We start from the raw sequence: 24,480 nt of genomic DNA, 5'->3' as shown, positions 1-24,480 counted from the left end.
GGAGTCGGTTCACGGCAGACATCGGATTGGCGATAAGGAGTCAGTATTGGAAGCGCGCGAAACAGTGTCAACGCAGGGCGGAACCCTGTGGGTGGTGGCCACCCCGATCGGCAATCGGGCCGATCTGGGACAGCGCGCCCGGGATGTATTGTCGCATGTCTCGCGCATCGCGGCGGAGGATACGCGTCACAGCCGCGCGCTGCTGGCGCCGCTGGGCATCGACACGCCGCTGGTCAGTCTGCACGAACACAATGAAGAACAGCGCGTCGCGGGGCTGCTCGCGCAGCTGGCCGCGGGCGAAGATGTGGCGCTGATCTCGGATGCGGGCACCCCGCTGGTGTCGGACCCCGGGTTTCGCCTGGTCCGCGGGGCCCGCGAAGCCGGCCATGCCCTGCGCGCGGTGCCCGGCCCGAGCGCCCCCCTGGCCGCGCTGGCGGTCTCGGGGATGCCGAGCGACCGGTTCTGTTTTGAGGGCTTCCTGCCGCACGCCGCGGGTGCGCGCGAAAGACGCCTGGCCGAACTGCTGGCGCGTCCGCAGACCGGCATCGTCTTTGAATCCGCGCATCGCATCCTCGCGGCGGCCCGGGAGCTGGCGGTGCAGGCCCCGGATCGCTCCGTGTTCCTGGGGCGCGAGCTGACCAAGCAATACGAGGAACATTATTACGGTCCGGCCGGCCGCCTGCCCGAATGGCTGGAAGCGGATGCCTGGCGCACCCGCGGCGAATTCGTGCTGGTGCTGGCCCCGGCGCCGACCGTCGACGAAGACGGCGACGCGCTGTCCGGTGAACATGAACGGCTGCTGGCCGGCCTGGTCGCCGAGCTTCCCGTCAAGCGGGCCGCGCGCCTGCTGGCCGATGCCACCGGGCTGCCGCGCAACCGGCTCTACGCCCGCGCGCTGGAGCTGCAGCAGGCGGACCGCGAAGAGGGCGATGATCCCGCCTGACTGCCCCGGATATCCTTGCATCGGGAGCAGGGCGCGGGTAAAAGGGGAACGGGAGTCGGCCGGACGGTCGCTGCGCCTGCGTGGCGTGGAGGAAAGTCCGGGCTCCGCAGGGCAGGACGCCAGGTAACACCTGGGCGGCGCAAGCCGACGGAAAGTGCCGCAGAAAACATACCGCCGATGGCCCGGCTCGTTCGGGCACAGGCAAGGGTGAAATGGTGCGGTAAGAGCGCACCGCACGGCTGGTAACAGTCCGTGGCAAGGTAAACCCCGTCCGGAGCAAGGCCAAATAGGGGTGCATGGTGTGGCCCGCATCGCACCCGGGTAGGCTGCTCGAGGCGTCCGGTGACGGACGTCCCAGATGAATGATCGTTCTCGACAGAACCCGGCTTACAGGCCGGCTCCCACTTTTCCCCACCATTGTCCCCGCGTGTCTCGCGCGCCCCGGTCGGGTGCTCGCGAAATCATCAAGTAATTTCTCAAGAGTGATCGCCAGGCTTCTGGTTTTGAACGGTCCGCTCCCGTCCTCTCCCGTCGCATTGACGGGGTTCCGTAAGTCTCTGTGATGCAAGGCTTATTTTTCTCGTGCAAGCCCGTTTTTCCTTGACCCTCAACAGGGGTGTACCTATAGTGGGTTCAAGTGGGGAAAAGTGGGAGAAGGTGGGATTCCACCGCCAGCGGCCATGTTTCGAGGCGTCAGTCAGCTCAATCTGGATGCGAAAGGACGCCTGGCCATGCCGGCGCGTTATCGCGATGAGCTCGTGGCGTCCTGCGACGGCCAGCTGGTGGTTACGGTTCACCCGGATCGCTGTCTTCTGGTGTATCCGCGCCCGGAATGGGAGCGGGTCGAGCAGAATCTGATGTCGCGCCCCAACCTGAAGCCGGCCGTGGTCCGCCTGCAGCGCCTGCTGGTCGGGCATGCCTCCGACTGCGAGCTTGACGGCAACGGGCGCCTGTTGCTGCCGCAGCCGCTGCGCAAGTTTGCCGGCATGGACAAGCAGGTCGCCCTGCTGGGTCAGGGCAAGAAGTTCGAGATCTGGGATCAGGCGACCTGGGATCAGCGCTGCGAGGAGATGTTCGAGGATGGCATCGATACCGAAGAACTCGAGTCTATCTCGCTGTGATGCAGGAACCGCAACAGGCCCATGTTCCGGTCCTGCTGGACGCCGTGCTCGAGGGGCTGGCGGTGCGCGCTGACGGTTTCTACGTGGACGGTACCTTCGGAAGGGGCGGGCACAGCCGCGCCTTGCTTGACCGTCTGGGGCCGGACGGTCGCCTGCTGGCGATGGACCGGGATCCCGAGGCGGCCGAGGCCGCCTCTTCGTTTCTGGGGGATCCGCGTTTCGCGTTCGAGTCCGCGCCGTTCTCGTCCATGGCCGAGCTGCTGCGGCAGCGCTACCCGGATCGCCGGCCGGATGGCGTGTTCCTCGATCTCGGGGTGTCATCGCCGCAGCTGGACGATGCCGCGCGTGGTTTCAGTTTCCAGCATGACGGCCCGCTGGACATGCGCATGGACCCGTCGTCCGGCGAAAGCGCGGCCGACTGGCTGGCGCGCGCCGAGGAAAAGGAGATCGCGGACGTGATCTATCAGTACGGCGAGGAGCGTTTCTCGCGGCGCATCGCCCGCGCGATTGTGCGCGGCCGTGCCGAAGGTCCGATTACCCGCACGGCGCGCCTGGCGGAACTGGTGCGTGCCGCGGTGCCGCGCCGCGAGCCCGGCAAGCACCCCGCGACGCGCACCTTCCAGGCCCTGCGCATTCACGTGAACGCCGAGCTGCGCGAGCTGGAGACGTGGCTGGAAACCATTCCCGAGGTCCTGCCGTTCGGGGCGCGCCTGGTGGTGATTGCCTTCCACTCGCTGGAGGACCGCATGGTCAAGCGGGCCTTCCGCGGGGACCGTGACGATGCGCCGCGCATCCCGCGCGGGCTGCCGGTCATGCCGGAGGCGGCGCCGCGTCCGTTGCGCCCGCTGGGCAAGCCGGTGCGGGCGGATGCCGGGGAACAGCAACGCAATCCGCGGGCACGCTCGGCCGTGCTGCGCGTGGCGGAGCGCAACTGATGGTCTGGCGCGGGCTCGCGATCGTCGCGCTGTCGGTGGGCGCGTTTGCGTCGGCGATTGGCGTGGTGGTGGCGCGCCACGAGGCGCGTCAGGCGTTCGTTGAGCAGCAGGCCGTGCTGGCCGAGCGCGACCGGCTCAACCTGGAATGGACCCGGCTGCAGATCGAGCAGTCCACCTGGGCGACGCCCGGGCGTATCGAGCGTCATGCGCGCGAGGAGCTGGGCATGTTGCGCCCCGATGCGGATCGCCTCGTGGTGATCGGGAGGGACGCATGGGCGCGCTGAAACGCGAAATCTCGATGCGCCGTCTGCGGGCGCTGGTGGTCCTGCTGGTCCTGATGCTGATCGCGCTGGTGTTGCGCGCCGCCGATCTGCAGATGTTCAAGAGCGAGTTCCTGTCCGCCCAGGGCGAGGCGCGCCAGGTGCGCACGCTGACCGAGACCGCCCACCGCGGTGCGATTACCGATCGCCACGGCGAACCGCTGGCGATCTCGGCACCGGTGCAGACCGCGTGGGCGCATCCGGGGGCGCTGCTGGAGGCGCGCGAACGCTGGGGCGAGCTGGCCGCGGCCCTGGACATGGACCGCGAGACCCTGGCGGAGCGCATCGAAAATCGCGCCGACCGCGAGTTCGTCTATCTGCGTCGGCACATGCTGCCGGCCCGGGCCGAAGCGGTGGCCTCCCTGCGCGTCCCCGGGGTGTCCCTGACGCGCGAGTTTCGCCGTTACTATCCGCATGGTGAGGCGGTCGCGCATGTGCTGGGTTACACCGACATCGACGACCAGGGCCAGGAAGGGGTCGAGCTCGCGTTCGACTACTGGCTCTCCGGGCAGCCGGGCGCCAAGCGGGTACTGCGCGACCGGCATGGTCGTACCATCCGCGACGTCGCCAGCATCCGTCCGGCGCGCGAAGGCAACCCCCTGCGGCTGACGCTGGACGCACGGCTGCAGTTCCTGGCCTACCGCGAACTCAAGGCCGCGGTGCAGCGCCACGACGCGCGCGGCGGATCGGCCGTGCTGCTGGATGCGCGCAGCGGCGACATCCTCGCGATGGTCAATCAGCCCGGTTTCAACCCCAACAATCGCAGTTCGATCCGCTCCGATCGCGCTCGCAACCGGGCGGTCGTGGACGCGTTCGAACCCGGCTCGGTCATCAAGCCGTTTACCGTCGCGGCGGCCCTGGATGCCGATGCGGTCGACCCTCACGTGACCCTGGACACCGCGCCCGGCACGATGCAGGTGGGACGTCTGACGGTCCGTGATCTGCGCGACTACGGCACCATCGACCTGACCACGCTGATCGCGCGGTCCTCCAACGTGGGCGCAACGCGTCTTGCCCTGGACACCGATCCGGCCGATTTCTGGCAGACGCTGCACCGCGCCGGTTTCGGGCAGGCAACCGGCCTGCATTTTCCGGGCGAGGCGCGTGGCACCCTGCGCGACTTCACCGCCTGGCGCGAGGTCGAGCAGGCCACGCTCGGCTACGGTTACGGGCTCGCGGTCACGCCGCTGCAGCTGGCTGCCGGGTACACGGCCTTTGCCAATGACGGACGTCGCCTGCCGGTGCGCCTGGTCGAGACCGCCGATGATGCCCGCGAGCCGCAACGGGTGATGAGCGCGGACACCGCCGGACGCCTGCGCGCGATGATGGAACATACCGTGGGCAGCGAGGGCACCGCGCGCCAGGCCGTGATCGACGGATATCGGGTCGCCGGCAAGACCGGCACCGCGCGCAAGGCGGTGCGCGGCGGTTATGCCGAGGACCGTTACTACTCCAGTTTCGTCGGTCTGGTCCCGGCATCCGAGCCACGGTTCGTGATGGCGGTGGTGGTGGACGAACCCGCCGACGTGCATTACGGCGGGGCGGTCGCGGCGCCGGTGTTCCGCGAGGTCACCGCCTCGGCCCTGCGCATGTACAACGTGCGCCCGGACGCGATGCCCGAGATCCCGATGCAGCTCGCCACCGGCGAGGAGGCGCAGCCATGACCGCCGCGGCGACCGATCCACGGGTGGCCGGGGTGGATCTGCACGCGCAGTTCCCCGAGGCCCTGGAGGGCCACGGCCCGCTGGTCGTGACCGACCTTGTGCAGGACAGCCGCGCGGTGACCCCGGGCGCCGGGTTCGTGGCTCTCCGGGGAACCCGCGAGCACGGCCTGGCCCACGCCGAGGATGCCGCGGCGCGCGGCGCCGGCGTGATCCTGTGGGATGAGGCCGATGCGGGGCCCCCCGCCGGCTCGCCCGGGGTGCCCGGCGTTCATGTCCCGGGGCTGCGTGCCCTGCTGCCGGCCATGGCGCAACGGGTATTCGGCGCCTGGCCGGAGGCCGCACCGATCGTCGCGGTGACCGGCACCGACGGCAAGACCTCGGTGACGCATCTGATCGCAGCGGCACTCGAACGTCTGGGTACCCCGACCGGACTGGTTGGCACCCTGGGCGTCGGGCGCCCGGGGCAGCTGCGCCCGGCCGGACACACGACCCCGGGCGTGCTCGAGCTCCATCGGCATCTGGCCGGGCTGGCGCGCGAAGGCTGCGAAGCCGCGGCGCTGGAGGCCTCTTCGCACGGGCTCGTCCAGGGGCGTCTGGACGGGGTTCCGGTGCGCGTCGCGGTGCTGACCCGCCTGGGCACGGATCACCTGGATTTCCATGGCAGCCAGGCCGCGTATGCCGAGGCCAAGGCCATGTTGTTCGACCGCCCGGGACTGCGCACGCGGGTGATCAACGCCGATGACGAGCTCGGTCACGAGCTTCTGCGCCGCCCGGTGCCCGAGGGTATCACCGACATCACCTGGGGTCTGGAGTCTTCCGCAGCGATGGCGCGCGCCGAGGCCATCGAGGCCGGCCCGGAGGGACTGCACTTCGTGCTCGTTGCCGACGGGCGGCGCGTGCCGGTGCGGTCGCGGCTGTACGGACGGTTTCAGGTCGAGAACCTGCTGGCCACTCTGGCCGCCCTGCATGCCCTCGGACATGCCTGGGAGGCCGCCGCGGACGCGGTGGCGGAGCTGCCCGGGGTCCCCGGGCGCATGGAGCGTCACGATCTGCCGGGCGGCGCCCAGCTGGTGGTCGATTACGCCCACACCGCGCAGGCCCTGGAGGCCGCATTGAGTGCGTTGCGTCCGCACGTGCGCGGCCGCCTGTTCGTGGTTTTCGGCTGCGGCGGCGAACGCGACCGGGGCAAGCGTCCGGCGATGGGGCGCGTGGCCATGCGTGCAGCGGACCGGGTGGTCGTGACCGATGACAATCCGCGCCACGAGGATGCGGCGGCCATCCGTCACGCGGTGCTCCAGGGCTGTGACGATCCCGCGCGCTGCCGCGAGATGGGCGATCGCGAAGCCGCGGTGCGTACCGCGGTCGCCGATGCCGGGCCGGGCGACATCGTGCTGCTGGCGGGCAAGGGGCACGAAACCACCCAGCAGATCGGTGACCGGTTTCATCCATTCAGTGATCGCGAGCTGGCCGCCCGGCTGGCGCGCGAGGGGATTTCCGGGGAGGGGGAGCGATGATCCGGATGACGGCCGGAGAACTGGCGACCGCCGTGGGCGGGCGCCTGCAGGGGGACGCCGGGGCGGCATTCACCGGCGTGTTCAGCGACACGCGTGACCCGCGTGTAGGCGGGCTGTTCGTCGCCCTGCGCGGTCCGAACTTTGATGCCCATGACCATCTGCACGCCGACTTGCCGGCACCGGTGCTGCTGGTTCGCCGCGCACGCGAAGACCTGCCGCAGACCCAGGTGGTGGTGCCCGATACCGGCGAGGCCCTGGGGCGACTGGCCGCGACCTGGCGCAGGCGGTGCCACGCGCGGGTGATCGCGCTGACCGGCTCCAACGGCAAGACCACCACCCGCGAGATGCTGCGCTCGATCCTCGCGCGCATGGGGCGGGTGCATGCCAGCGAAGGCAACCTGAACAACGAGATCGGGACACCGCTGACCCTGCTGGCGATGCCGGAGGATACCGACTTCGCGGTGATCGAACTGGGCGCCAACCACGCCGGCGAGATCGGCCGCATGGCCGCGTGGACCCAGCCGCACGTCGCCATGATCACCAACGCCGGTCATGCCCACCTCGAAGGTTTCGGCAGCCTGGAAGGCGTGGCGCACGCCAAGGCCGAGATCTACTCGGGTCTGCCGGCCCAGGGCGGAACCGCAGTGGTGAATCTGGACGACCCGTTCGCCGACTACTGGCTCTCGCTCAACGAGCACCATCATCTGCAGCGCTTCTCCCTCGAGGGGGGCGGCGAGGTCGAGGGCGTGTGGGTCGCCCCGGATCGCCTGCGCCTCACGATCCTCGGGGCCAGCCGCGAGATCCGCCTTGCCGGTCCCGGCCGCCATGTCGCGGCGAATGCCGTGGCGGCCGCTGCCGCCGCCAATGCCGCGGGCGCCGCGATCGACACCATTGCGCAGGGACTGGGCGACTGGCGCCCGGTCGCCGGTCGCCTGCAGGCACTGCAGCACGCCGGCGGTGCCCGCATCTGGGACGACAGCTACAACGCCAACCCCGATTCCCTGCGGGCCGGCCTGGAGGTGCTGGCGGCGGTGCCCGGTCGGCGCATCCTGGTGCTGGGGGAAATGGGGGAGCTGGGCGGCGACGCCGCGGCCCTGCACGCGGCCACCGGGCAGGAGGCCCGCGCAATGGGGATCGATTTCTGCCTGGCGCTCGGCGAGCTGGGCCGCGAAACCGCCGAGGCCTTCGGCGAGCAGGGCGAGTGGTTCCCCGATCATGCCGCACTGGTCGCGCGGCTGCAGGGGTTGCTGGACGAGCGAACCACCGTGCTGGTCAAGGGCTCGCGCAGCCAGCACATGGAATCCATCGTGGAGGCGCTGGACGCGCAGCCCGTGAATCCGGAGGCGGCGGATGCTGTTCGCACTGACTGAATATCTCGCCCAGTTCCATTCCGGGTTCACGGTCTTCCAGTACCTGACCCTGCGCGCCATCCTCGGGGTGGTGACGGCGCTGGCGATCGCGCTGCTGATCGGTCCCTCGGTGATTCGCCGTCTGACCCTGGGCAAGGTGGGCCAGAACATCCGCGAGGACGGCCCCGAATCGCACCTGAGCAAGGCCGGCACGCCCACCATGGGCGGTGCGCTGATCCTGGTGGCCGTGGCGGTGGCCACCCTGCTGTGGAGCGACCTGACGAATCGTTTCGTCTGGATCGTGCTGCTGACCACGCTGGCCTTCGGCGCCGTCGGTGGCTGGGATGACTATCTCAAGCTGCGTTACGGCAACAGCCAGGGGCTGTCGGCGAAATCCAAGCTGCTGTGGCAGACCCTGTTCGCCCTGGTGGCCGCCGGGGTGATCATGCTCACTGCCCAGGATCCGGTGGAAACCACCTTTTATCTGCCCGTGTTCAAGGACATCGAGTTCAGTCTGGGCTGGCTGTTCATCCCGCTGGTGTGGCTGGTGGTGGTGGGCTCGTCCAATGCGGTCAACCTGACCGACGGGCTCGACGGCCTGGCCATCATGCCGGCGGTTCTGGTCGCCGGCGCGCTGGGCATCTTCGCCTATGCCGCGGGCCATGCGGTGTTCGCCGACTATCTCGGCATTCCCGCGGTGCCCGGGGTCGGCGAGGTGGGCATCTTCGCCGCCTCGCTGGTGGGAGCGGGGCTCGGCTTCCTCTGGTTCAACACCTATCCGGCGCAGGTGTTCATGGGCGATGTCGGGGCCCTCGCCCTGGGCGCCGCGCTGGGAATGATGGCCATCCTTACGCGCCAGGAGATCGTGCTGCTGATCATGGGCGGCGTGTTCGTGCTGGAGACCGTCTCGGTCATGCTGCAGGTCGCCTCGTTCAAGCTGACCGGACGGCGGATGTTCCGCATGGCGCCGCTGCATCACCACTTCGAACTCAAGGGCTGGCCGGAGCCGCGCGTGATCGTGCGCTTCTGGATCCTGACCGTGGTGTTCGTCCTCATCGGTCTGGCGACCCTGAAGGTGCGCTGATGGAACGGGTGCGAAGCGACAACCTGATCGTCGGGCTGGGCGCCACCGGGCAGTCGGTGGCGCGCTACCTGCTCGCGCGCGGGATGTCGTTCGCGGTCACCGATACCCGTCGCGAGCCGCCGGCCTGTGACGATCCCGAACTGGCGCGGATCCTGAACGAGCGTTGGGTCGGCCCGCTGGACGGCCTGGATGCGAGCGGGGTGCGTCGCCTGATCGTCTCGCCCGGGGTGGCCCTGGAACACCCGGTGATCGCCGCCGCCAGTGGGGCCGGTGCCGAAGTCACCGGCGACATCGACCTGTTTGCCCGCGAGGCCGGAGCCCCGGTGATCGCGATCACCGGTTCCAACGGCAAGAGCACCGTGACCGCGCTGGCCGGCGAACTGCTGGATGCGGCCGGCTACGCGGTGGCGGTGGGGGGCAACTACGGGACCCCGGCGCTGGACCTGCTGGAACGCGACCCGGAGGTGTTCGTGCTGGAGCTGTCCAGCTTCCAGCTGGAACGGTGTCACGAGCTTGCGCCCGCTGCTGCCGTAGTGCTCAACCTGTCGCCGGATCACCTCGATCGCTATCCCGACATGGCCGCCTATCTGCGCGCCAAGCAGCGGGTGTTCCGCGGCGCGCGGCGCGGACTGCTCAATCGTGACGACCCGATGGTGGCGGAACTGACCACACCGCCGGGCATGGCACGCGAGACCTTCGGTCTGGGCGTGCCGGCGGCGGACGCCGACTGGGGCGTTTGTGTCGGCGGCCACGGGGAGGGACCGCACCTGTGTCGTGGCGGCCAGGCCCTGCTGGAGACCGCGCGCCTGCGCATGCGTGGCCAGCACAACTGGGCCAACGCCCTGGCCGCACTGGGCCTGGTCTGGCCGTGGCTGGACTCGGCCGGGCGCCGGGCGCGGGCCCTGGCGGCGCTGGCCGATTTCCCGGGGCTGCCGCATCGCTCGCAGTGGATCGCCTCGGTCGAGGGCGTGGACTGGATCAACGATTCCAAGGGCACCAACCTCGGTGCCACCCTGGCCGCATTGCGCGGCACGCCCGGGCCGCTGGTTCTGATCGCCGGTGGCCAGGCCAAGGGGCAGGATTTCGCCCCGCTGGCCGATCAGCTGGCCGGCAAGGTGCGCGGCGCAGTGCTGCTGGGAGAGGACGCACCGTTGATCGCGCGTGCCCTCGCCCCGGTGGTGCCGGTGCAGCGGGTCGACGACATGGATGCGGCGGTGGCGCATGCCGCGGAATGGGCGCAGCCGGGTGACACCGTGTTGCTGTCGCCCGCCTGCGCCAGCCTGGACATGTATCCGGACTATCGCGCCCGGGGTGACGCCTTCGCCCGGGCCGTGCGGGAGCTGGCCGCATGAGCGCCCCGGTCAGCCAGCCGACTTCGCCCATGGTCCGGCGCCTGCAGCAGGAGGTGGACCTGCCGCTGCTGGCGTTGACCGCGGCGCTGGTGGCGCTGGGGCTGGTGATGGTCGCTTCGGCCTCCATGGAGATGGGTGCGCGTGATTTCGGCAATGCCTGGCACTTTCTGCAGCGCCAGGTGCTGTTTGCCGCCCTGGGTACGATGGCCGCGGTGGCGGCATGGAACGTGCCGCTGGCGCGCTGGGAACGCGCCGGCCCGTGGCTGCTGGCGCTGTTCCTGCTGATCCTGGTGGTGGTCCTGCTGCCCGGCGTCGGACGCACGGTCAACGGGGCAACCCGCTGGATTCCGCTGGGAGCGTTCAACCTGCAGGTGGCCGAGCTGGCCAAGTTGCTGGTGGTGATGTACCTGGCGGGCTACATCGTGCGCCATTACTCCACCCTGCGCCTGCAGCTGGCCGGGTTCGTGCGTCCGCTGGTGGTGCTGGGGGCCGGTACCGTCCTGCTGTTGCTGCAGCCGGATTTCGGCGGGGCCGCGATCATGCTGGCGATCGGCATGGGCATGCTGTTCCTCGCCGGCGCCCGCCTGTCGCAGTTCCTCGCGCTGGGGGGCACGATCGCGGCGGGCATGGCGGTCGCCGCGGTTGCGGCGCCTTACCGCATGGCTCGCCTGACGGCCTTCCTGGACCCGTGGCAGGACCCGTTCGCGAGCGGTTTTCAGCTGACCCAGTCGCTGATCGCGATCGGCTCCGGCGGGGTGACCGGGTCGGGGCTGGGCGGCAGCGTGCAGAAGCTGTTCTACCTGCCGGAGGCACACAACGATTTCCTGTTCGCGGTGTTCGCCGAGGAGTTCGGTTTCTTCGGTGTGCTGGTGCTGATCGCACTGTTCGCAGGGCTGGTCTGGCGCTGCCTGCGCATCGGCCTGGAGGCCCAGCGCAGCGGTCATGCCTTCGGTGCCCATCTGAGCTTCGGCGTGGCGATCTGGCTGGGCCTGCAGGCGGCCCTGAACATGGGCGTGAACATGGGGCTGCTGCCGACCAAGGGGATGACGCTGCCGTTTTTGTCCTACGGCGGCAGTTCGCTGATCGTCAGTCTGATCGCGGTCGGTCTGGTACTGCGGGTGGCCCGCGAGGCGCGGACCCCGGCACCGGCCCCGGTGCCTCGCCGGCGTTCGCGCACCGCCCGGCAGAGCGGAGGTGCGGCATGACGGCCCCGCGCGTGCTGATCATGGCCGGCGGTACCGGCGGCCATGTCTTCCCCGGGCTGGCGGTGGCCGAGGCCCTGCGCGAGCGCGGGGTCGAGGTGGTCTGGCTGGGGACTCGTGCGGGCGTGGAGGCGCGCCTGGTGCCGCAGGCCGGGATTGACCTGCACACCCTCCCGATCGCCGGTATTCGCGGCAAGGGGCTGTTCGGCCTGGCCTTCGCCCCCTGGCGCCTGGGGCTGTCGCTGTGGGCGGCCCTGGTGCTGCTCCGGCGCATCCGCCCGCAGGCGGTGATCGGTTTCGGCGGGTTTGCCGCCGGACCCGGCGGGCTGATGGCCGCGGCCCTGGGACGCCCCCTGGTGATTCACGAACAGAATGCGGTGGCCGGCCTGACCAACCGCTGGCTGGCGAAGGTCGCCGACCGCGTGTTCGCCGGTTTCGACGGTGCGTTCCCGCCCGAGGTGCGCGCCACGCGGGTTGGCAATCCCGTGCGCTCCGCGATCGCGGCCCTGCCCGCCCCGGGCGAGCGCTACGCCGCACGCAGCGGGCCGCTCAATGTGCTGGTCCTGGGGGGCAGCCTGGGCGCGCGTTCGCTGAATCACGCGGTGCCCGCCGCGCTCGGCCTGCTGCCGTCGGAGCAGCGCCCGCAGCTCCTGCACCAGGCCGGCTCGCGCACCCTGGAAGAAGCCCGCGCGGCGTATGCCGAAGCCGGGGTGGAAGCCACGGTCACCGAGTTCATCGCGGACATGGAGGCGGCCTGGGCCGAGGCGGATCTGGTGATCTGTCGCGCCGGGGCGCTGACCGTGGCCGAGGTGGCGGCCGCCGGTGTGGCCGCGGTTTTCGTGCCCTATCCGCATGCGGTGGACGATCACCAGTACGCGAATGCCGAGACTCTGGTGGAGGCCGGGGCGGCCTGGCGTTTCCGCGATGCCGAGCTGGAGCCGCAGGCGCTGGCGGATCTGCTGGGCTCGCTGGACCGCGAGACCCTGCGCGACCGTGCCGAACGCGCGCGGGCGCTGGCCTGCCCCGACAGTGCCGCGCGCCTCGCCGATGTCTGTGTGGAACTGGCGGGGCCGGGCCCCGCGGGGGAGGGATCATGAGCCACGCGCGCCTGCCGGAACATGCGATGCGCCGCATCCGCCGGATCCACTGCGTGGGGATCGGCGGCTCCGGGATGAGCGGCATCGCGGAGGTGCTGCATCAGCTGGGTTACCGGGTCTCCGGTTCCGATCTGGGCCGGTCGCCGATGATCGACCGCCTGGTGGAGATGGGCGTGCGCGTGGTCGGCGAGCACCGGCCGGAGAACGTGGCCGAGGCCGATGTGCTGGTGGTGTCTTCGGCCATCGATCCCTCCAACCCCGAGGTCGCCGCGGCGCACGAGCGCGGTATCCCGATCGTGCGGCGTGCCGAGATGCTGGCGGAACTGATGCGTTTCCGCTTCGGGATTGCGGTCGCCGGGACCCATGGCAAGACCACCACGACCAGTCTGGTGGCCAGCGTGCTGGCGGAGGCGGGCATGGACCCGACCTTCGTGATCGGCGGCCGACTCAATTCCACCGCCAGCCACTCGAGCCTGGGCGCCGGTGACTACCTGGTGGCAGAGGCGGACGAGAGCGATGCCTCGTTCCTGCATCTGCAGCCGCTGCTCGCGATCGTGACCAACATCGATGCCGATCACCTGGGGACCTATGGCAATGATTTTCGCCAGCTGCACGAGACCTTTCTCGAGTTCCTGCACCATCTGCCCTTCTACGGGCTGGCGATCCTGTGCGCCGATGACCCGCAGGTGCGCGAGCTGATGCCGGAGCTGGAACGCCCGCGGCTGACCTACGCGATCGATGCCGACGCCGATGTGCGCGCCCTGGACGTGCGCCAGAAGGGCGTGCAGACGCATTTCCGCCTGCAGCTGCCGGAGGCCGGCGAGCCGTTCCCGGTCACCCTCAATCTCCCGGGGCGCCACAACGTGCTCAATGCCCTGGCCTCGGCGGCCGTGGCCTGGGAGCTGGAGGCCCCGCGCGAGGCGATCGCCACGGCGCTCGAACGCTTCCAGGGCATCGGGCGGCGGTTCCAGGTCCACGAGTGGGCGGGGCCGGCCGGGCCGGTGACGCTGGTCGACGATTACGGCCATCACCCGCGCGAGATCGCCGCGACCCAGGCCGCGGCGCGGGATGCCTGGCCCGGTCGCCGGCGGATCACCGTGTTTCAGCCGCATCGCTACACCCGCACCCGCGACCTGTTCGAGGACTTCGTGGAGGCGCTGTCGGAGACCGACGTGCTGATCCTGCTGGAGGTGTATGCCGCAGGCGAGGCGCCGATCGCCAGCGCCGACGGGCGCAGCCTGGCGCGGGCCATCCGTCTGCGTGGCCAGGTCGAGCCGATTTTCGTGGAACAGGCCGCGGACGTGGCCGGCGTTCTGGAGGGCCTGCTGCAGGCGGACGACGTGATCATCGCCGAGGGGGCGGGCGACATCGGTCGCCTGGCGGCCCTGCTGCCGCGAGAGCTCACCGGAGGTGGCGCATGACACCGCTGGACCCTGCCGCAGCCGCGGCGCGTCATCTGCACGAGCTGCAGCCGCGCGGCGAACTGCAGGCGCGGGCACCGCTGGCGCAGCTGACCTCATGGCGTGCCGGCGGGCATGCTGACTGGCTGTTCCGCCCCGCGGACCGCGAGGATCTCGCGAACCTGCTGGCGCAGGTCGCCCGCCTTGCGCCCGACCTGCCGATCACCTTCCTCGGGCTCGGCAGCAACGTCCTGGTGCGCGACGGCGGCGTTGCCGGGCTGGTGGTGCATCTGCAGGGCGTTCTGGCCGAGCGCGAACGCCTGGACGGCGACCGGGTGTTTCTGGGTGGCGGGCTGGCCTGTGCCCAGGCGGCGCGCTTCTGTGCCCGCGAGGGCCTGGTGGGGGCGGAGTTCCTCGCCGGCATCCCCGGCACCGTGGGCGGCGCCCTGCAGATGAACGCCGGTGCCTGGGGCGGCGAGACCTGGCCCCTGGTGGAATCGGTGGAGGTGATCGACCGTGAGGGCCGGCTGGAAACCCGCCGCCCGGATGCGTTCCGGGTCGGTTACCGCCGGGTCCAGGGGCTCGATCCGCGTGAACGCCTGTGGTTCACCGGGGCGACCCTGCGTCTGAGCCCGGGCGACCCGGAGGCCGGTACCCGGCGCATCCGCGAACTGCTGCGCGAACGCTCGGCGAAACAGCCGCTGGGTCAGCCGTCCTGCGGCTCGGTGTTCCGCAACCCGGAAGGCGATCACGCCGCACGCCTGATCGAGGCCGCCGGGCTCAAGGGCCTGCGCGCCGGCGCGGCCGAGGTGTCGCCGGTGCATGCCAATTTCATCACTCACGACGGTACGGCGCGGGCGGAAGACATCGAGCGCCTGATCGACACGGTGCGCAACACGGTGGAGCAGCGGTTCGGCGTCCGCCTGGAGCCGGAGGTACGCATCCTGGGCCGGTTCATCGACCCGGGCGACGACAGCGAGGGAACGGCATGAATCGTAACGACGCAGAACCCCGCGACTATGGCCGGGTGGCGGTATTGATGGGCGGCTGGTCCGGAGAGCGCGAGGTCTCGCTGGCCAGCGGCAACGCCGTGCTGGCGGCCCTGCGACGTCAGGGCGTGGATGCGCATCCGGTCGATCTCACGCCGGCGCACATGGGGCATCTGCACCTCCCCCTGGAGGGGTTCGACCGGGTCTTCATCGCGTTGCATGGAGAGTGTGGCGAGGACGGGGCCCTGCAGGGCTGCCTGGACCTGGCCGGCATGCCCTACACCGGCACCGGCGTGCTGGGTTCCGCCCTGGGGATGGACAAGCTGGCCTGCAAGCGACTGTGGACCGGGAGCAACCTGCCCAGTGCGCCCTACCGGTTGCTGAACCCGGGGTTCGACCCGGATGCGGTGGCCGAGGCGCTGGGGCTGCCCCTGATCGTGAAGCCGGCCCGCGGGGGCTCGAGCCTGGGCATTACCCGGGTGGATCGGGCGGCCGATCTCCCGGCCGCCTGGGAGGCGGCGCGCAGCCAGCCCGGGCAGATCTTCGCCGAACAGTGGATCGAGGGCCACGAATACACCGTGGCCATCCTCGACAACCAGCCGCTCCCGGTGGTCGAGATCCGTGCCGACGGCGGGTTCTACGACTACCACGCGAAATACGAGTCGGACCGCACCGGGTATGTCTGCCCGCCGCCGCTGGATGAAAGCTCGTTACTCGAATTGCAGTCACTGGCGCTGGGTGCGTTTGCCGCGCTGGAAGGCTGCGGCTGGGGTCGGGTCGACATCCTGCAGGACGAGCACGGCGACAACCATCTGATCGAGATCAACACCGTGCCCGGCATGACGGATCACAGCCTGGTGCCCAAGGCGGCGGCCGAGGCGGGGATCGATTTCGACACCCTGTGCCTGCGCATCCTGGACTCCAGTTTCCAGTGCGGAGGGCTGCGATGAATCGCCGGCGCACCCCGCCGGCAGCGCGCTTCGCGCGGCTGCGCAGCGTGTCCGGCCCGGCCCTGCGCCTGCTGGCCGGAATGGCGCTGGCCGCGGCGATCGTGCTGGTCCTGCTGGCGACGACCCGCTTCGAGCCGGACGCGCTGGTGCCGGTGGAAAGCATCGAGATTGCCGGCGAGCCGCGCTATGCGGACGTGGAGCGGGTGCGTGAACTCGCGCGTCGCCACGCGTCGGGGTTCATTACCGCCGATCTGGCGGCACTGGAACGTTCGCTGGTCGCCGAGCCCTGGATCGATGGCGTGCAGCTGCGCCGGCAATGGCCGGGGACGCTGGTGGTCGAGGTGCGCGAACCGGTACCGGTGGCGCGCTGGGGCGAGGACCAGCTGGTCGACCGGCATGGCCGGGTGTTCGGGCCGGTGGATCAGGCCGAGTGGGACTACCTGCCCGCGCTGGAGGGGCAGGACGGGCGCCAGGTGGTGCTGATGCGCCGTTACCTCGAGGTGTCGGCACGTCTGGCGGATGCCGGCCTGGAGGTGGCCGGCGTGGCCGAGGGTCGTCGCCATGACTGGACCATCCGTCTGGAGTCCGGGGGGCGGATCCTGATGGGGCGGGACGCCGAGGCGGCCCGCCTGAATGCTCTGGTACGGGCGGCCGACGTCGTGCGCGAGCGCCGCGACGCGCCGGTGGAACGCTGGGACCTGCGCTATCCGCACGGCATGGCGGTGGCCTGGGCCGATGAAGACGGGGACGCCGCCGGCGATCCCGGGACACAGTGAAAGGACGCGGGGAGATGATGGCAAAGAAGGCGGAATCGGGTCTGATCGTCGGGCTGGATGTCGGGACCTCGAAGATCGAGGCCATCGTCGGCGAGCTGAAGGACGATGGCGAGATCGAGATTATCGGCATCGGCTCGTCGCCCTCGCGCGGCCTGAAGAAGGGCGTGGTGGTCAACATCGAGTCCACCGTGCAGTCGATCCAGCGCGCGGTGGAGGAGGCCGAGCTGATGGCCGGCTGCGAGATCCACTCGGTGTATACCGGTATCGCCGGGAGTCACGTGAAGAGCTACAACTCGACCGGCGTGGTGGCCATCAAGGACGGCGAGGTGGGGCCGGGCGACGTCGAGCGGGTCATCGACGCCGCGCGGGCGATCGCGATCCCCGCCGACCAGCGCATCCTCCACGTGCTCCCGCAGGAATACATCATCGACGAGCAGGAGGGCATCCGCGAACCGGTGGGGATGTCCGGCGTGCGCCTGGAGGCCAAGGTCCATCTGGTCACCGGCGCGGTGTCGGCGGCGCAGAACATCGTGAAGTGCGTGGAGCGCTGCGGCCTGCGGGTGGACGACATCATCCTCGAGCAGCTGGCGTCGTCCTATTCGGTGCTGACCGAGGACGAGAAGGACCTGGGGGTCTGCCTGGTGGATGTCGGGGGCGGCACCACCGACATCGCGGTGTTCTCCCACGGCGCGATCGCGCACACCGCGGTACTGCCGATCGCCGGTGACCAGGTGACCAACGACATCGCGGTCGCGCTGCGCACGCCCACGCAGTACGCCGAAGAACTGAAGATGAAATACGCCTGCGCGCTGCGCTCGCTGGCCGACCCCGGGGAGTCCATCGAGGTCCCGGGGGTGGGCGACCGCGAAGCGCGCCGGCTGTCGCGGCAGACCCTCGCCTCGGTGGTGGAGCCGCGTTACGAGGAGCTGCTGCAGCTGGTTCAGGCCGAACTGCGCCGTTCCGGGACCGAGGAAATGATCGCCGCCGGTGTCGTTCTGACCGGCGGATCGTCGCGGATGGAAGGTGGGGTGGATCTCGCCGAGGAGGTCTTCCACATGCCCGTTCGCCTGGGGGTCCCGCAGCACGTGACCGGGCTGCTGGACGTGGTGCGCAACCCGGTGCACGCCACCGGGGTGGGCCTGCTGCTGTATGCCCGCGAGTCACGGGCCCTGCAGGAGGCCCGCCCGGTGGAATCCGGGTTCCAGGGGATCTGGGCGCGCATGAAGCGCTGGTTTACCGGCCAGTTCTAGGCCGGACCGAAGGGCCGGACCGCTCTCCGGCTACCGAGAAGGAAGGACATGTACACACGAAACAAGAGGACGCAATCATGACGTTCGAACTGATGGATACCTTTAGCCAGAGCGCCACGATCAAGGTCGTGGGCGTGGGTGGCGGCGGCGGCAACGCCGTACAGCACATGGTTCATTCGCAGCTGGATGGCGTGGATTTCATCTGCGCCAATACCGATGCCCAGGCGCTCAAGAGCCTGGATTCCAAGACCCTGCTGCAGCTGGGCGGGGACATCACCAAGGGCCTGGGCGCCGGGGCCGACCCGTCGGTGGGCCGCGAGGCCGCACTGGAGGATCGCGAGCGGGTGCAGGACCTGCTGCACGGCGCGGACATGGTGTTCATCACCGCCGGCATGGGCGGCGGCACGGGCACCGGCGCGGCCCCGGTGGTGGCACAGATCGCCAAGGAGATGGGCATCCTGACGGTCGCCGTGGTGACCAAGCCGTTCCCGTTCGAGGGCAAGAAGCGCATGCAGGTCGCCATGTCCGGGATCAAGGCGCTGACCGAGCAGGTGGACTCCCTGATCACCATCCCCAACGAGAAGCTGCTCACGGTGATGGGCAAGAACACCACCCTGCTGGACGCCTTCAAGGCCGCCAACGATGTGCTGTTCGGCGCGGTGCAGGGCATCGCCGAGCTGATCACCCGTCCGGGTCTGATCAACGTCGACTTCGCCGACGTACGCAACGTGATGCGCGAGATGGGCATGGCAATGATGGGGACCGGCACCGGTTCCGGCGAAGACCGTGCGCGTCAGGCCGCCGAGGCCGCGATTGCCAGCCCGCTGCTGGAGGACATCGACATTTCCGGGGCCCGCGGCATCCTGGTCAACGTGACCGGCGGCATGGATGTCGGTATCGGCGAATTCGAGGAAGTCGGCGAAGCGGTGAAGGCTCTGGCCTCCGAGGACGCCACCGTGGTGGTGGGTACCGTCATCGATCCCGAGATGAGCGACGAGATGCGGGTCACGCTGGTGGCCACCGGCCTGGGCGCGCAGACCGAGCAGCCCGAACGCCCGCAGGTGCGCGTGGTGGATGCCCAGCCGCAGCAGGCGGCGGCCGGTTCCGACGTGGACTTCGACCGCCCCACGCACCAGCGTCAGCGCCGCGGCCAGGACGAGGTCGCGACCGATTACGGCAGCGGTAACCAGCAGTCGAATATCGATGTGCTCGACATCCCGGCTTTCCTGCGCAAGCAGGCTGACTGAGGGACTTGACATGCAGGAGGAGCGGAATCCTGCAATAATGGAGTATTCGTTGTGTGCATGAACGGAGCCCGGGAGGGCCCGGGCTCCCCTCCATGCGCTCTCGCAGAAGAGGCAGTGCGTTGATCAGGCAAAGAACGCTCAAGAACAGCATCCGGGCGACCGGAGTGGGGCTCCATACGGGCGAGAAGGTGGTCCTTACGCTGCGTCCGGCCCCCCCCAATACCGGAATCGTGTTTCACCGCGATGACCTCGACCCGCCGGTGGAAATCCCGGCACGGGCCGAGAACGTCGGGGACACGCGGCTGTCCACGACCCTGGTCAACGGCGATGCGCGGGTTTCCACCGTGGAACATCTGCTGTCGGCGGTGGCCGGTCTGGGCATCGACAATCTCTTCGTCGACGTGAGCGCTGCGGAGGTCCCGATCATGGACGGCAGCGCGGGACCGTTCGTGTTCCTGCTGCAGTCCGCGGGTCTCAAGGAGCAGGATGCTCCCAAGGAATTCATCCGGGTGAAGCGCAGCGTGGAGGTTCGCGACGGCGACAAATGGGTGCGCTTCGATCCCTATGAAGGGTTCAAGGTCGGCTTCTGCATCGACTTTGAACACCCCATGTTCACGGACGGGAGCCAGCGCGCAGAGCTGGATTTCTCGTCGACCTCGTTCGTGAAGGAAGTCTCGCGCGCCCGGACCTTCGGGTTCATGCGCGACATCGAGGCCCTGCGTGCGAATCAGCTGGCACTGGGCGGCAGCCTGGACAATGCCGTGGTGCTGGACGACTTCAAGATCCTCAACGAGACCGGGCTGCGCTACGACAACGAGCTGGTAAAACACAAGATCCTCGACGTGGTCGGCGATCTCTACCTGCTGGGCCACAGCCTGATCGGGGCCTTCACCGGGCACAAGTCCGGCCATGCCCTGAACAATCAGCTCATCCGTCAGCTGGCCGCGGATCGGACGGCCTGGGAAAAGGTCACCTTCGAGGATCCCTCCGAGCCGCTGCCGATCTCGTTCGGGCAGCTGGAGCCGGGCGCCACCGGCTGAGGGACGTCACTCTCTGTCGTTCCCCGCATCGCGGGGACGGGCGCGGGCCAGCCGCCGCAGTGCTCCCGCCAGCCGGGGATCGTCGACCTCGCCGGCCGTCTGTTCCAGGGTCTGGCGGGCGCTGTCCGGGATCGGCGGACGGCTGCGCACCGGATCCGGTTCGGTGGAGCGGGCCGCACCGCCCAGGGCGACCCGCACGCGCTCCACTTCGGGGTAGCCGGCCGCCTGCAGGGTCTTGAGGATCTCGCGCTGCTGGAAGCGCATCTCGGTACACAGGGCACGGTCGCGGCAGACCGCCACCAGGGTGGTGTCGTGGCGCACCAGCTGGAGTCGCCCGCTGGCGACGTGCGTTCCGACCAGCCCGGCCAGCGCCCGTTCCAGTGCCCGGTCCGGGGTGACGTGGCTCTGCCACGCGGCGCGGATGTATCGGCCGATGCGGGGCGGCGTCATGGCTGACATGGCGCCTTCCGCTCGAGTCTTGCAGGAATCAACGGAGGTTGCATGGACCTGATGCTACTACGAGCCGGCGGTGTCTGTACCCGGATCCCGCTGTGGCTGGTGGTTCCGATGCTGCTGGGGGTGCTGGCCGCGGTCGTGACCGCCGGCTATCAGCTGGGCCAGCAGCAGCGCGACGTGGTCGAAATCCCCGTGCTTCCGACCGTGGGCTCGCCCGATCTCGAACCCGCGGAACGCGAGCTCGCGCGCGAGGGGGTGGAGTCGCTGGCGTCCCGTCTGGTCGAGCTGGAAAACCGCCAGGCGCGTCTGGACCTGCGCCTGTCCGGTCTGGGCGACGCCCTGGATCTGGACCCGGAGGCGCTGGAACCGGAGACCGGAGGTCGCGGCGGACCCGCGCCGCCGGATTCCGCGGCCGCGATGGACCGTCGCATCGCTGCGCTGGATCACCTGCTGGGGCGGCGCGACACGACGGTCGCGCGCCTGGACGAGGCGGTGCGCGGCGATGCCCGGGACGCGCGCATGCGCCCCGGCGTCCGGCCGGTGGAATCCGAGGCCTGGGTCAGTTCGGCCTTTGGATACCGCGACGATCCGTTCACCGGCGAGCGGCGTTTCCATTCCGGCATCGACTACGCGGGACGCGAGGGATCCGAGATCCGTGCGGCCGCGGACGGGATCGTGGTCCGGACGGACACCAACGGCGGGTTCGGGCGCAGCGTCGACATCGTTCATGCCGACGGATTGCTGACCCGTTACGCGCATAATTCGGAGTTGCTGGTCGATCCCGGGGAACGGGTGGAAGCGGGCCAGCCCATCGCCCGCATGGGCAGTACCGGACGGGCTACGGATACCCACCTCCATTTCGAAGTCCACGGTCCCGGCGGGCCGGAAAATCCGGCCGACTACGTTCATCGCTGAGCGTGACCTCCACGGATCGTTTATCCTAGGTCGGTTTCAGGCAATCTTCCGGATCCCCATGAAGCAGCTCGTACGCAAGTTCTTCGGCAGTCGCAACGACCGCATCATCAAGCGCTACGCGAAAAAGGCCGAGCGCATCAATGCCCTGGCCCCGGCCATCGACGATCTGCCGCAGGAAGAGCTGCGGCACAAGACCGATGAATTCCGCCGGCGGCTGCAGTCGGGCGAGGACCTGGATGCGCTGCTGCCCGAAGCCTTCGCGGTCTGCCGCGCGATGAGCGACCGCGTGCTGGGTCTGCGCCACTTCGATGTCCAGCTGATAGGCGGGATGGTCCTGCACGACGGACGGATCGCGGAAATGCGTACCGGCGAGGGCAAGACCCTGGTCGCGACCCTGACGGCCTATCTCAATGCGTTGCCGGGCGATGGCGTGCACGTGGTGACCGTGAACGACTATCTCGCCCGCCGCGATGCGGCCTGGATGGGACGGCTCTACCAGGCCCTGGAGCTGACGGTCGGTGTCATCAACTCTTCCGGCGGGCAGTCGGGCGGTGCGTCCTCGTTCGTTTTCGACCCCGACCATGTGGCGGGTGAGGAAGGCATGGACGGGCTGCGACCGGTCACCCGTACCGAAGCCTACGCGGCCGACATCACCTATGGTACGAACAACGAGTTCGGTTTCGACTATCTGCGCGACAACATGGCTTTCTCGGCCGATCAGCGCGTGCAGCGGGGCCTGAACTACGCGCTGGTCGACGAGGTGGACTCGATCCTGATCGACGAGGCGCGCACGCCGCTGATCATTTCCGGCCCGTCCGGTTCGGACTCCGAGCTGTACGAGCGCATGAACGCGATCCCGCCGCAGCTGACGCGGCAGGAAGACGAAGAGAGCGAGGGCGATTACTTCGTTGACGAGAAGGCCAAACAGGTCTTCCTCAGCGAGGAGGGCCACGAGAAGGCCGAGGCCCTGCTGCGCGAGGCCGGCCTGCTGGAGGAGGACCAGTCGCTGTACGACGCCGGCGCGATCGCGGTCCTGCACCATCTGAACGCAGCGCTGCGCGCGCATGCCCTGTTCCAGCGGGATGTCGACTATCTGGTGCGCGACAACCAGGTCCAGATCATCGACGAATTCACCGGCCGCATCATGACCGGTCGGCGCTGGTCCGAGGGGCTGCATCAGGCGATCGAGGCCAAGGAGGGCGTGCCGATCCAGCGCGAGAACCAGACGCTCGCCTCGATCACCTTCCAGAACTATTTCCGCCAGTACGACAAGCTGGCGGGCATGACCGGCACCGCGGATACCGAAGCCTACGAGTTCCAGACCATCTACGGCCTGGAGGTTGTGGTGGTTCCCGGTAACAAGCCGCTGATCCGCGAGGACATGCAGGATCTGGTGTACCTGACCCAGGACGAGAAGTACGACGCGATCGCGAAGGAGATCCAGTGGTGCGTCGAACGCGGCCAGCCGGTGCTGGTCGGCACGGCCTCGGTGGACAGCTCCGAGCGGCTGGCGAAGTCCCTCAAGGAGAAGGGCATCGAATTCGAGGTGCTCAACGCCAAGCAGCACGAGCGCGAGGCGCACATCATCGCCCAGGCCGGACGTCCGGGGGCGGTGACTCTGGCCACCAACATGGCCGGGCGCGGTACCGACATCGTCCTCGGCGGCAGTCTCGACGCGGAACTGGCCGGTGTCGATCCGAACGACGAGCAGCAGCGCGAACGCATCCGCGAGGACTGGCAGAAACGTCACGACGACGTCCTCGCCGCCGGCGGCCTGCACATCATCGGCTCGGAGCGGCACGAATCGCGGCGCATCGATAACCAGCTGCGCGGGCGTTCGGGGCGCCAGGGTGACCCGGGCTCCAGCCGGTTCTTCCTGTCCCTGGAAGACAACCTGATGCGGGTGTTCGCGTCCGAACGGGTGAAGTCCCTGATGGGACGCCTGGGCATGAAGGAAGGCGAGGCGATCGAGAACGCCTGGGTCTCGCGCGCCATCGAGAACGCCCAGCGCAAGGTCGAGGCGCACAACTTCGATATCCGCAAGCAGCTGCTGGAATACGACGACGTCGCCAACGACCAGCGCCAGGTCATCTACGAGCAGCGCGCGGAACTGCTGACCACCGAGGACATCAGCGACACCATCGATGCCCTGGTGGCCGACGTGATGAATGCGCAGATCAGCGAGTATATCCCGCCCGGCAGCATCGAGGATATCTGGGATCCGGAAGGGCTGGAGCAGGCGCTGCGCAACGAATTCGGCCTGGAACTGCCGGTCAAGCAGTGGCTGGATGACGAGGACGACCTGCACGAGGAGCCGCTGCGCGAGCGCATCATCGAGCGGGCGCGCGAGGCCCTCAACGGCAAGCGCGAACAGCTGGGCGATGCCACCATGAATCGCCTGCAGCGCGACGTGATGCTGCAGGTGCTGGATTCGCAGTGGAAGGAACACCTGGCGGCGATGGACTATCTGCGCCAGGGGATCGGCCTGCGCGGGTATGCCAACCGCAATCCCAAGCAGGAATACAAGAAAGAAGCGTTCGCGATGTTCCAGTCGCTGCTGGAGCGCATCAAGCACGACGTGATCAAGATGCTGCTGCGTATCCAGCTGCGTTCCGCCGAGGACGCCGAACAGCTGCAGCCGGAACGCCAGGCACCGGACACCGGGGCCATGAATTTCCGCCACGAGAACCCCGACAGTCCGTTGGCCGCGGACGAGGACGACGGGGGCGCCGCGGACGAGGACGCGCGCAAGGTCGCCGGTGGTGACGAGACGTACCGGCGGGAGGAGCCCAAGCTCGGACGCAACGAGCCCTGCTGGTGCGGTTCCGGCAAGAAATACAAGCACTGCCACGGCCGTCTCTGACGGCCGGTCCGGG

21 protein-coding genes and 1 other RNA gene are annotated in these 24,480 nt (G+C 69.2%); 21 read left to right on the top strand and 1 reads right to left on the bottom strand.

Annotation, left to right across the window (positions count from 1 at the left end):
* Positions 1-46: 46 nt before the first annotated feature.
* From rsmI to lpxC, 19 genes are all read left to right on the top strand, one after another.
* A complete protein-coding gene (rsmI, locus tag F573_RS0103245) occupies positions 47-943 on the top strand; it encodes a 16S rRNA (cytidine(1402)-2'-O)-methyltransferase (RefSeq protein ID WP_019021437.1) in 897 nt (298 codons plus the stop codon).
* 51 nt (positions 944-994) lie between these two features.
* Positions 995-1,349: RNase P RNA component class A (rnpB, locus tag F573_RS14610), an RNA gene on the top strand.
* Positions 1,350-1,623: 274 nt separating this feature from the next.
* Positions 1,624-2,064 (top strand): division/cell wall cluster transcriptional repressor MraZ, encoded by a 441-nt coding sequence (gene mraZ, locus F573_RS0103240; protein WP_019021436.1) that lies wholly within the window; start codon positions 1,624-1,626, stop codon positions 2,062-2,064.
* Positions 2,064-2,999: a 16S rRNA (cytosine(1402)-N(4))-methyltransferase RsmH gene (rsmH, locus tag F573_RS0103235; RefSeq protein WP_019021435.1), complete on the top strand. Its 936-nt coding sequence runs from the start codon at positions 2,064-2,066 to the stop codon at positions 2,997-2,999. The genes mraZ and rsmH overlap by 1 nt, the downstream gene beginning before the upstream one ends.
* Complete coding sequence (gene ftsL, locus F573_RS0103230) at positions 2,999-3,283, top strand: cell division protein FtsL (protein WP_018869867.1); 285 nt, start codon at positions 2,999-3,001, stop codon at positions 3,281-3,283. The genes rsmH and ftsL overlap by 1 nt, the downstream gene beginning before the upstream one ends.
* On the top strand, positions 3,271-4,983 hold the full coding sequence (locus tag F573_RS0103225) for a penicillin-binding protein 2 (protein WP_019021434.1): 1,713 nt from the start codon (positions 3,271-3,273) through the stop codon (positions 4,981-4,983). The genes ftsL and F573_RS0103225 overlap by 13 nt, the downstream gene beginning before the upstream one ends.
* The gene (locus tag F573_RS0103220) at positions 4,980-6,497 is read left to right on the top strand and encodes a UDP-N-acetylmuramoyl-L-alanyl-D-glutamate--2,6-diaminopimelate ligase (RefSeq protein WP_019021433.1); all 1,518 of its coding nucleotides are present in this window, start codon (positions 4,980-4,982) and stop codon (positions 6,495-6,497) included. Before F573_RS0103225 ends, F573_RS0103220 begins: the two co-directional genes overlap by 4 nt.
* A complete protein-coding gene (gene murF, locus F573_RS0103215) occupies positions 6,494-7,867 on the top strand; it encodes a UDP-N-acetylmuramoyl-tripeptide--D-alanyl-D-alanine ligase (RefSeq protein WP_019021432.1) in 1,374 nt (457 codons plus the stop codon). The genes F573_RS0103220 and murF overlap by 4 nt, the downstream gene beginning before the upstream one ends.
* Complete coding sequence (gene mraY, locus F573_RS0103210; RefSeq protein ID WP_019021431.1) at positions 7,848-8,930, top strand: phospho-N-acetylmuramoyl-pentapeptide-transferase; 1,083 nt, start codon at positions 7,848-7,850, stop codon at positions 8,928-8,930. Before murF ends, mraY begins: the two co-directional genes overlap by 20 nt.
* A complete protein-coding gene (murD, locus tag F573_RS0103205; RefSeq protein ID WP_019021430.1) occupies positions 8,930-10,282 on the top strand; it encodes a UDP-N-acetylmuramoyl-L-alanine--D-glutamate ligase in 1,353 nt (450 codons plus the stop codon). The genes mraY and murD overlap by 1 nt, the downstream gene beginning before the upstream one ends.
* Complete coding sequence (gene ftsW, locus F573_RS0103200) at positions 10,279-11,487, top strand: putative lipid II flippase FtsW (protein WP_018869873.1); 1,209 nt, start codon at positions 10,279-10,281, stop codon at positions 11,485-11,487. The genes murD and ftsW overlap by 4 nt, the downstream gene beginning before the upstream one ends.
* A complete protein-coding gene (gene murG, locus F573_RS0103195) occupies positions 11,484-12,581 on the top strand; it encodes an undecaprenyldiphospho-muramoylpentapeptide beta-N-acetylglucosaminyltransferase (RefSeq protein ID WP_019021429.1) in 1,098 nt (365 codons plus the stop codon). The genes ftsW and murG overlap by 4 nt, the downstream gene beginning before the upstream one ends.
* On the top strand, positions 12,578-14,002 hold the full coding sequence (murC, locus tag F573_RS0103190; protein WP_019021428.1) for a UDP-N-acetylmuramate--L-alanine ligase: 1,425 nt from the start codon (positions 12,578-12,580) through the stop codon (positions 14,000-14,002). The genes murG and murC overlap by 4 nt, the downstream gene beginning before the upstream one ends.
* Positions 13,999-14,973 carry a UDP-N-acetylmuramate dehydrogenase gene (gene murB / locus F573_RS0103185; protein WP_019021427.1) on the top strand — a complete coding sequence of 325 codons (975 nt, stop codon included), beginning with the start codon at positions 13,999-14,001 and terminating at the stop codon, positions 14,971-14,973. Before murC ends, murB begins: the two co-directional genes overlap by 4 nt.
* Positions 14,970-15,920: a D-alanine--D-alanine ligase gene (locus F573_RS0103180; protein WP_019021426.1), complete on the top strand. Its 951-nt coding sequence runs from the start codon at positions 14,970-14,972 to the stop codon at positions 15,918-15,920. Before murB ends, F573_RS0103180 begins: the two co-directional genes overlap by 4 nt.
* Entirely contained in the window at positions 15,917-16,696 is a 780-nt protein-coding gene (locus F573_RS0103175) for a cell division protein FtsQ/DivIB (protein WP_019021425.1), read from the top strand. The genes F573_RS0103180 and F573_RS0103175 overlap by 4 nt, the downstream gene beginning before the upstream one ends.
* 14 nt (positions 16,697-16,710) lie before the next feature.
* Positions 16,711-17,946: a cell division protein FtsA gene (ftsA, locus tag F573_RS0103170; protein ID WP_018869879.1), complete on the top strand. Its 1,236-nt coding sequence runs from the start codon at positions 16,711-16,713 to the stop codon at positions 17,944-17,946.
* A 77-nt stretch (positions 17,947-18,023) separates the two neighbouring features.
* Entirely contained in the window at positions 18,024-19,193 is a 1,170-nt protein-coding gene (gene ftsZ / locus F573_RS0103165; RefSeq protein ID WP_019021424.1) for a cell division protein FtsZ, read from the top strand.
* A 119-nt stretch (positions 19,194-19,312) separates the two neighbouring features.
* Positions 19,313-20,233 (top strand): UDP-3-O-acyl-N-acetylglucosamine deacetylase, encoded by a 921-nt coding sequence (lpxC, locus tag F573_RS0103160; RefSeq protein ID WP_081617416.1) that lies wholly within the window; start codon positions 19,313-19,315, stop codon positions 20,231-20,233.
* Between the two features lie 6 nt (positions 20,234-20,239).
* Here the strand turns inward: lpxC and F573_RS0103155 are convergent, their stop codons facing one another.
* Positions 20,240-20,683, bottom strand: a complete 444-nt coding sequence (locus F573_RS0103155; protein WP_019021422.1) for a DciA family protein — start codon at positions 20,681-20,683, stop codon at positions 20,240-20,242.
* Positions 20,684-20,734: 51 nt separating this feature from the next.
* On the opposite strand from F573_RS0103155, the gene F573_RS0103150 reads away from it, so the two are divergent.
* Positions 20,735-21,604, top strand: a complete 870-nt coding sequence (locus tag F573_RS0103150; RefSeq protein WP_019021421.1) for a M23 family metallopeptidase — start codon at positions 20,735-20,737, stop codon at positions 21,602-21,604.
* Positions 21,605-21,662: 58 nt separating this feature from the next.
* A complete protein-coding gene (secA, locus tag F573_RS0103145) occupies positions 21,663-24,467 on the top strand; it encodes a preprotein translocase subunit SecA (protein ID WP_019021420.1) in 2,805 nt (934 codons plus the stop codon).
* Positions 24,468-24,480: the final 13 nt, after the last annotated feature.

The sequence above is a fragment of the Thioalkalivibrio sp. ALE23 genome (genome assembly GCF_000378545.1).
GTDB lineage: Bacteria > Pseudomonadota > Gammaproteobacteria > Ectothiorhodospirales > Ectothiorhodospiraceae > Thioalkalivibrio.
Note: the sequence above shows the minus strand (reverse complement) of the source record. Positions and strands in the feature narration are given on the sequence as shown.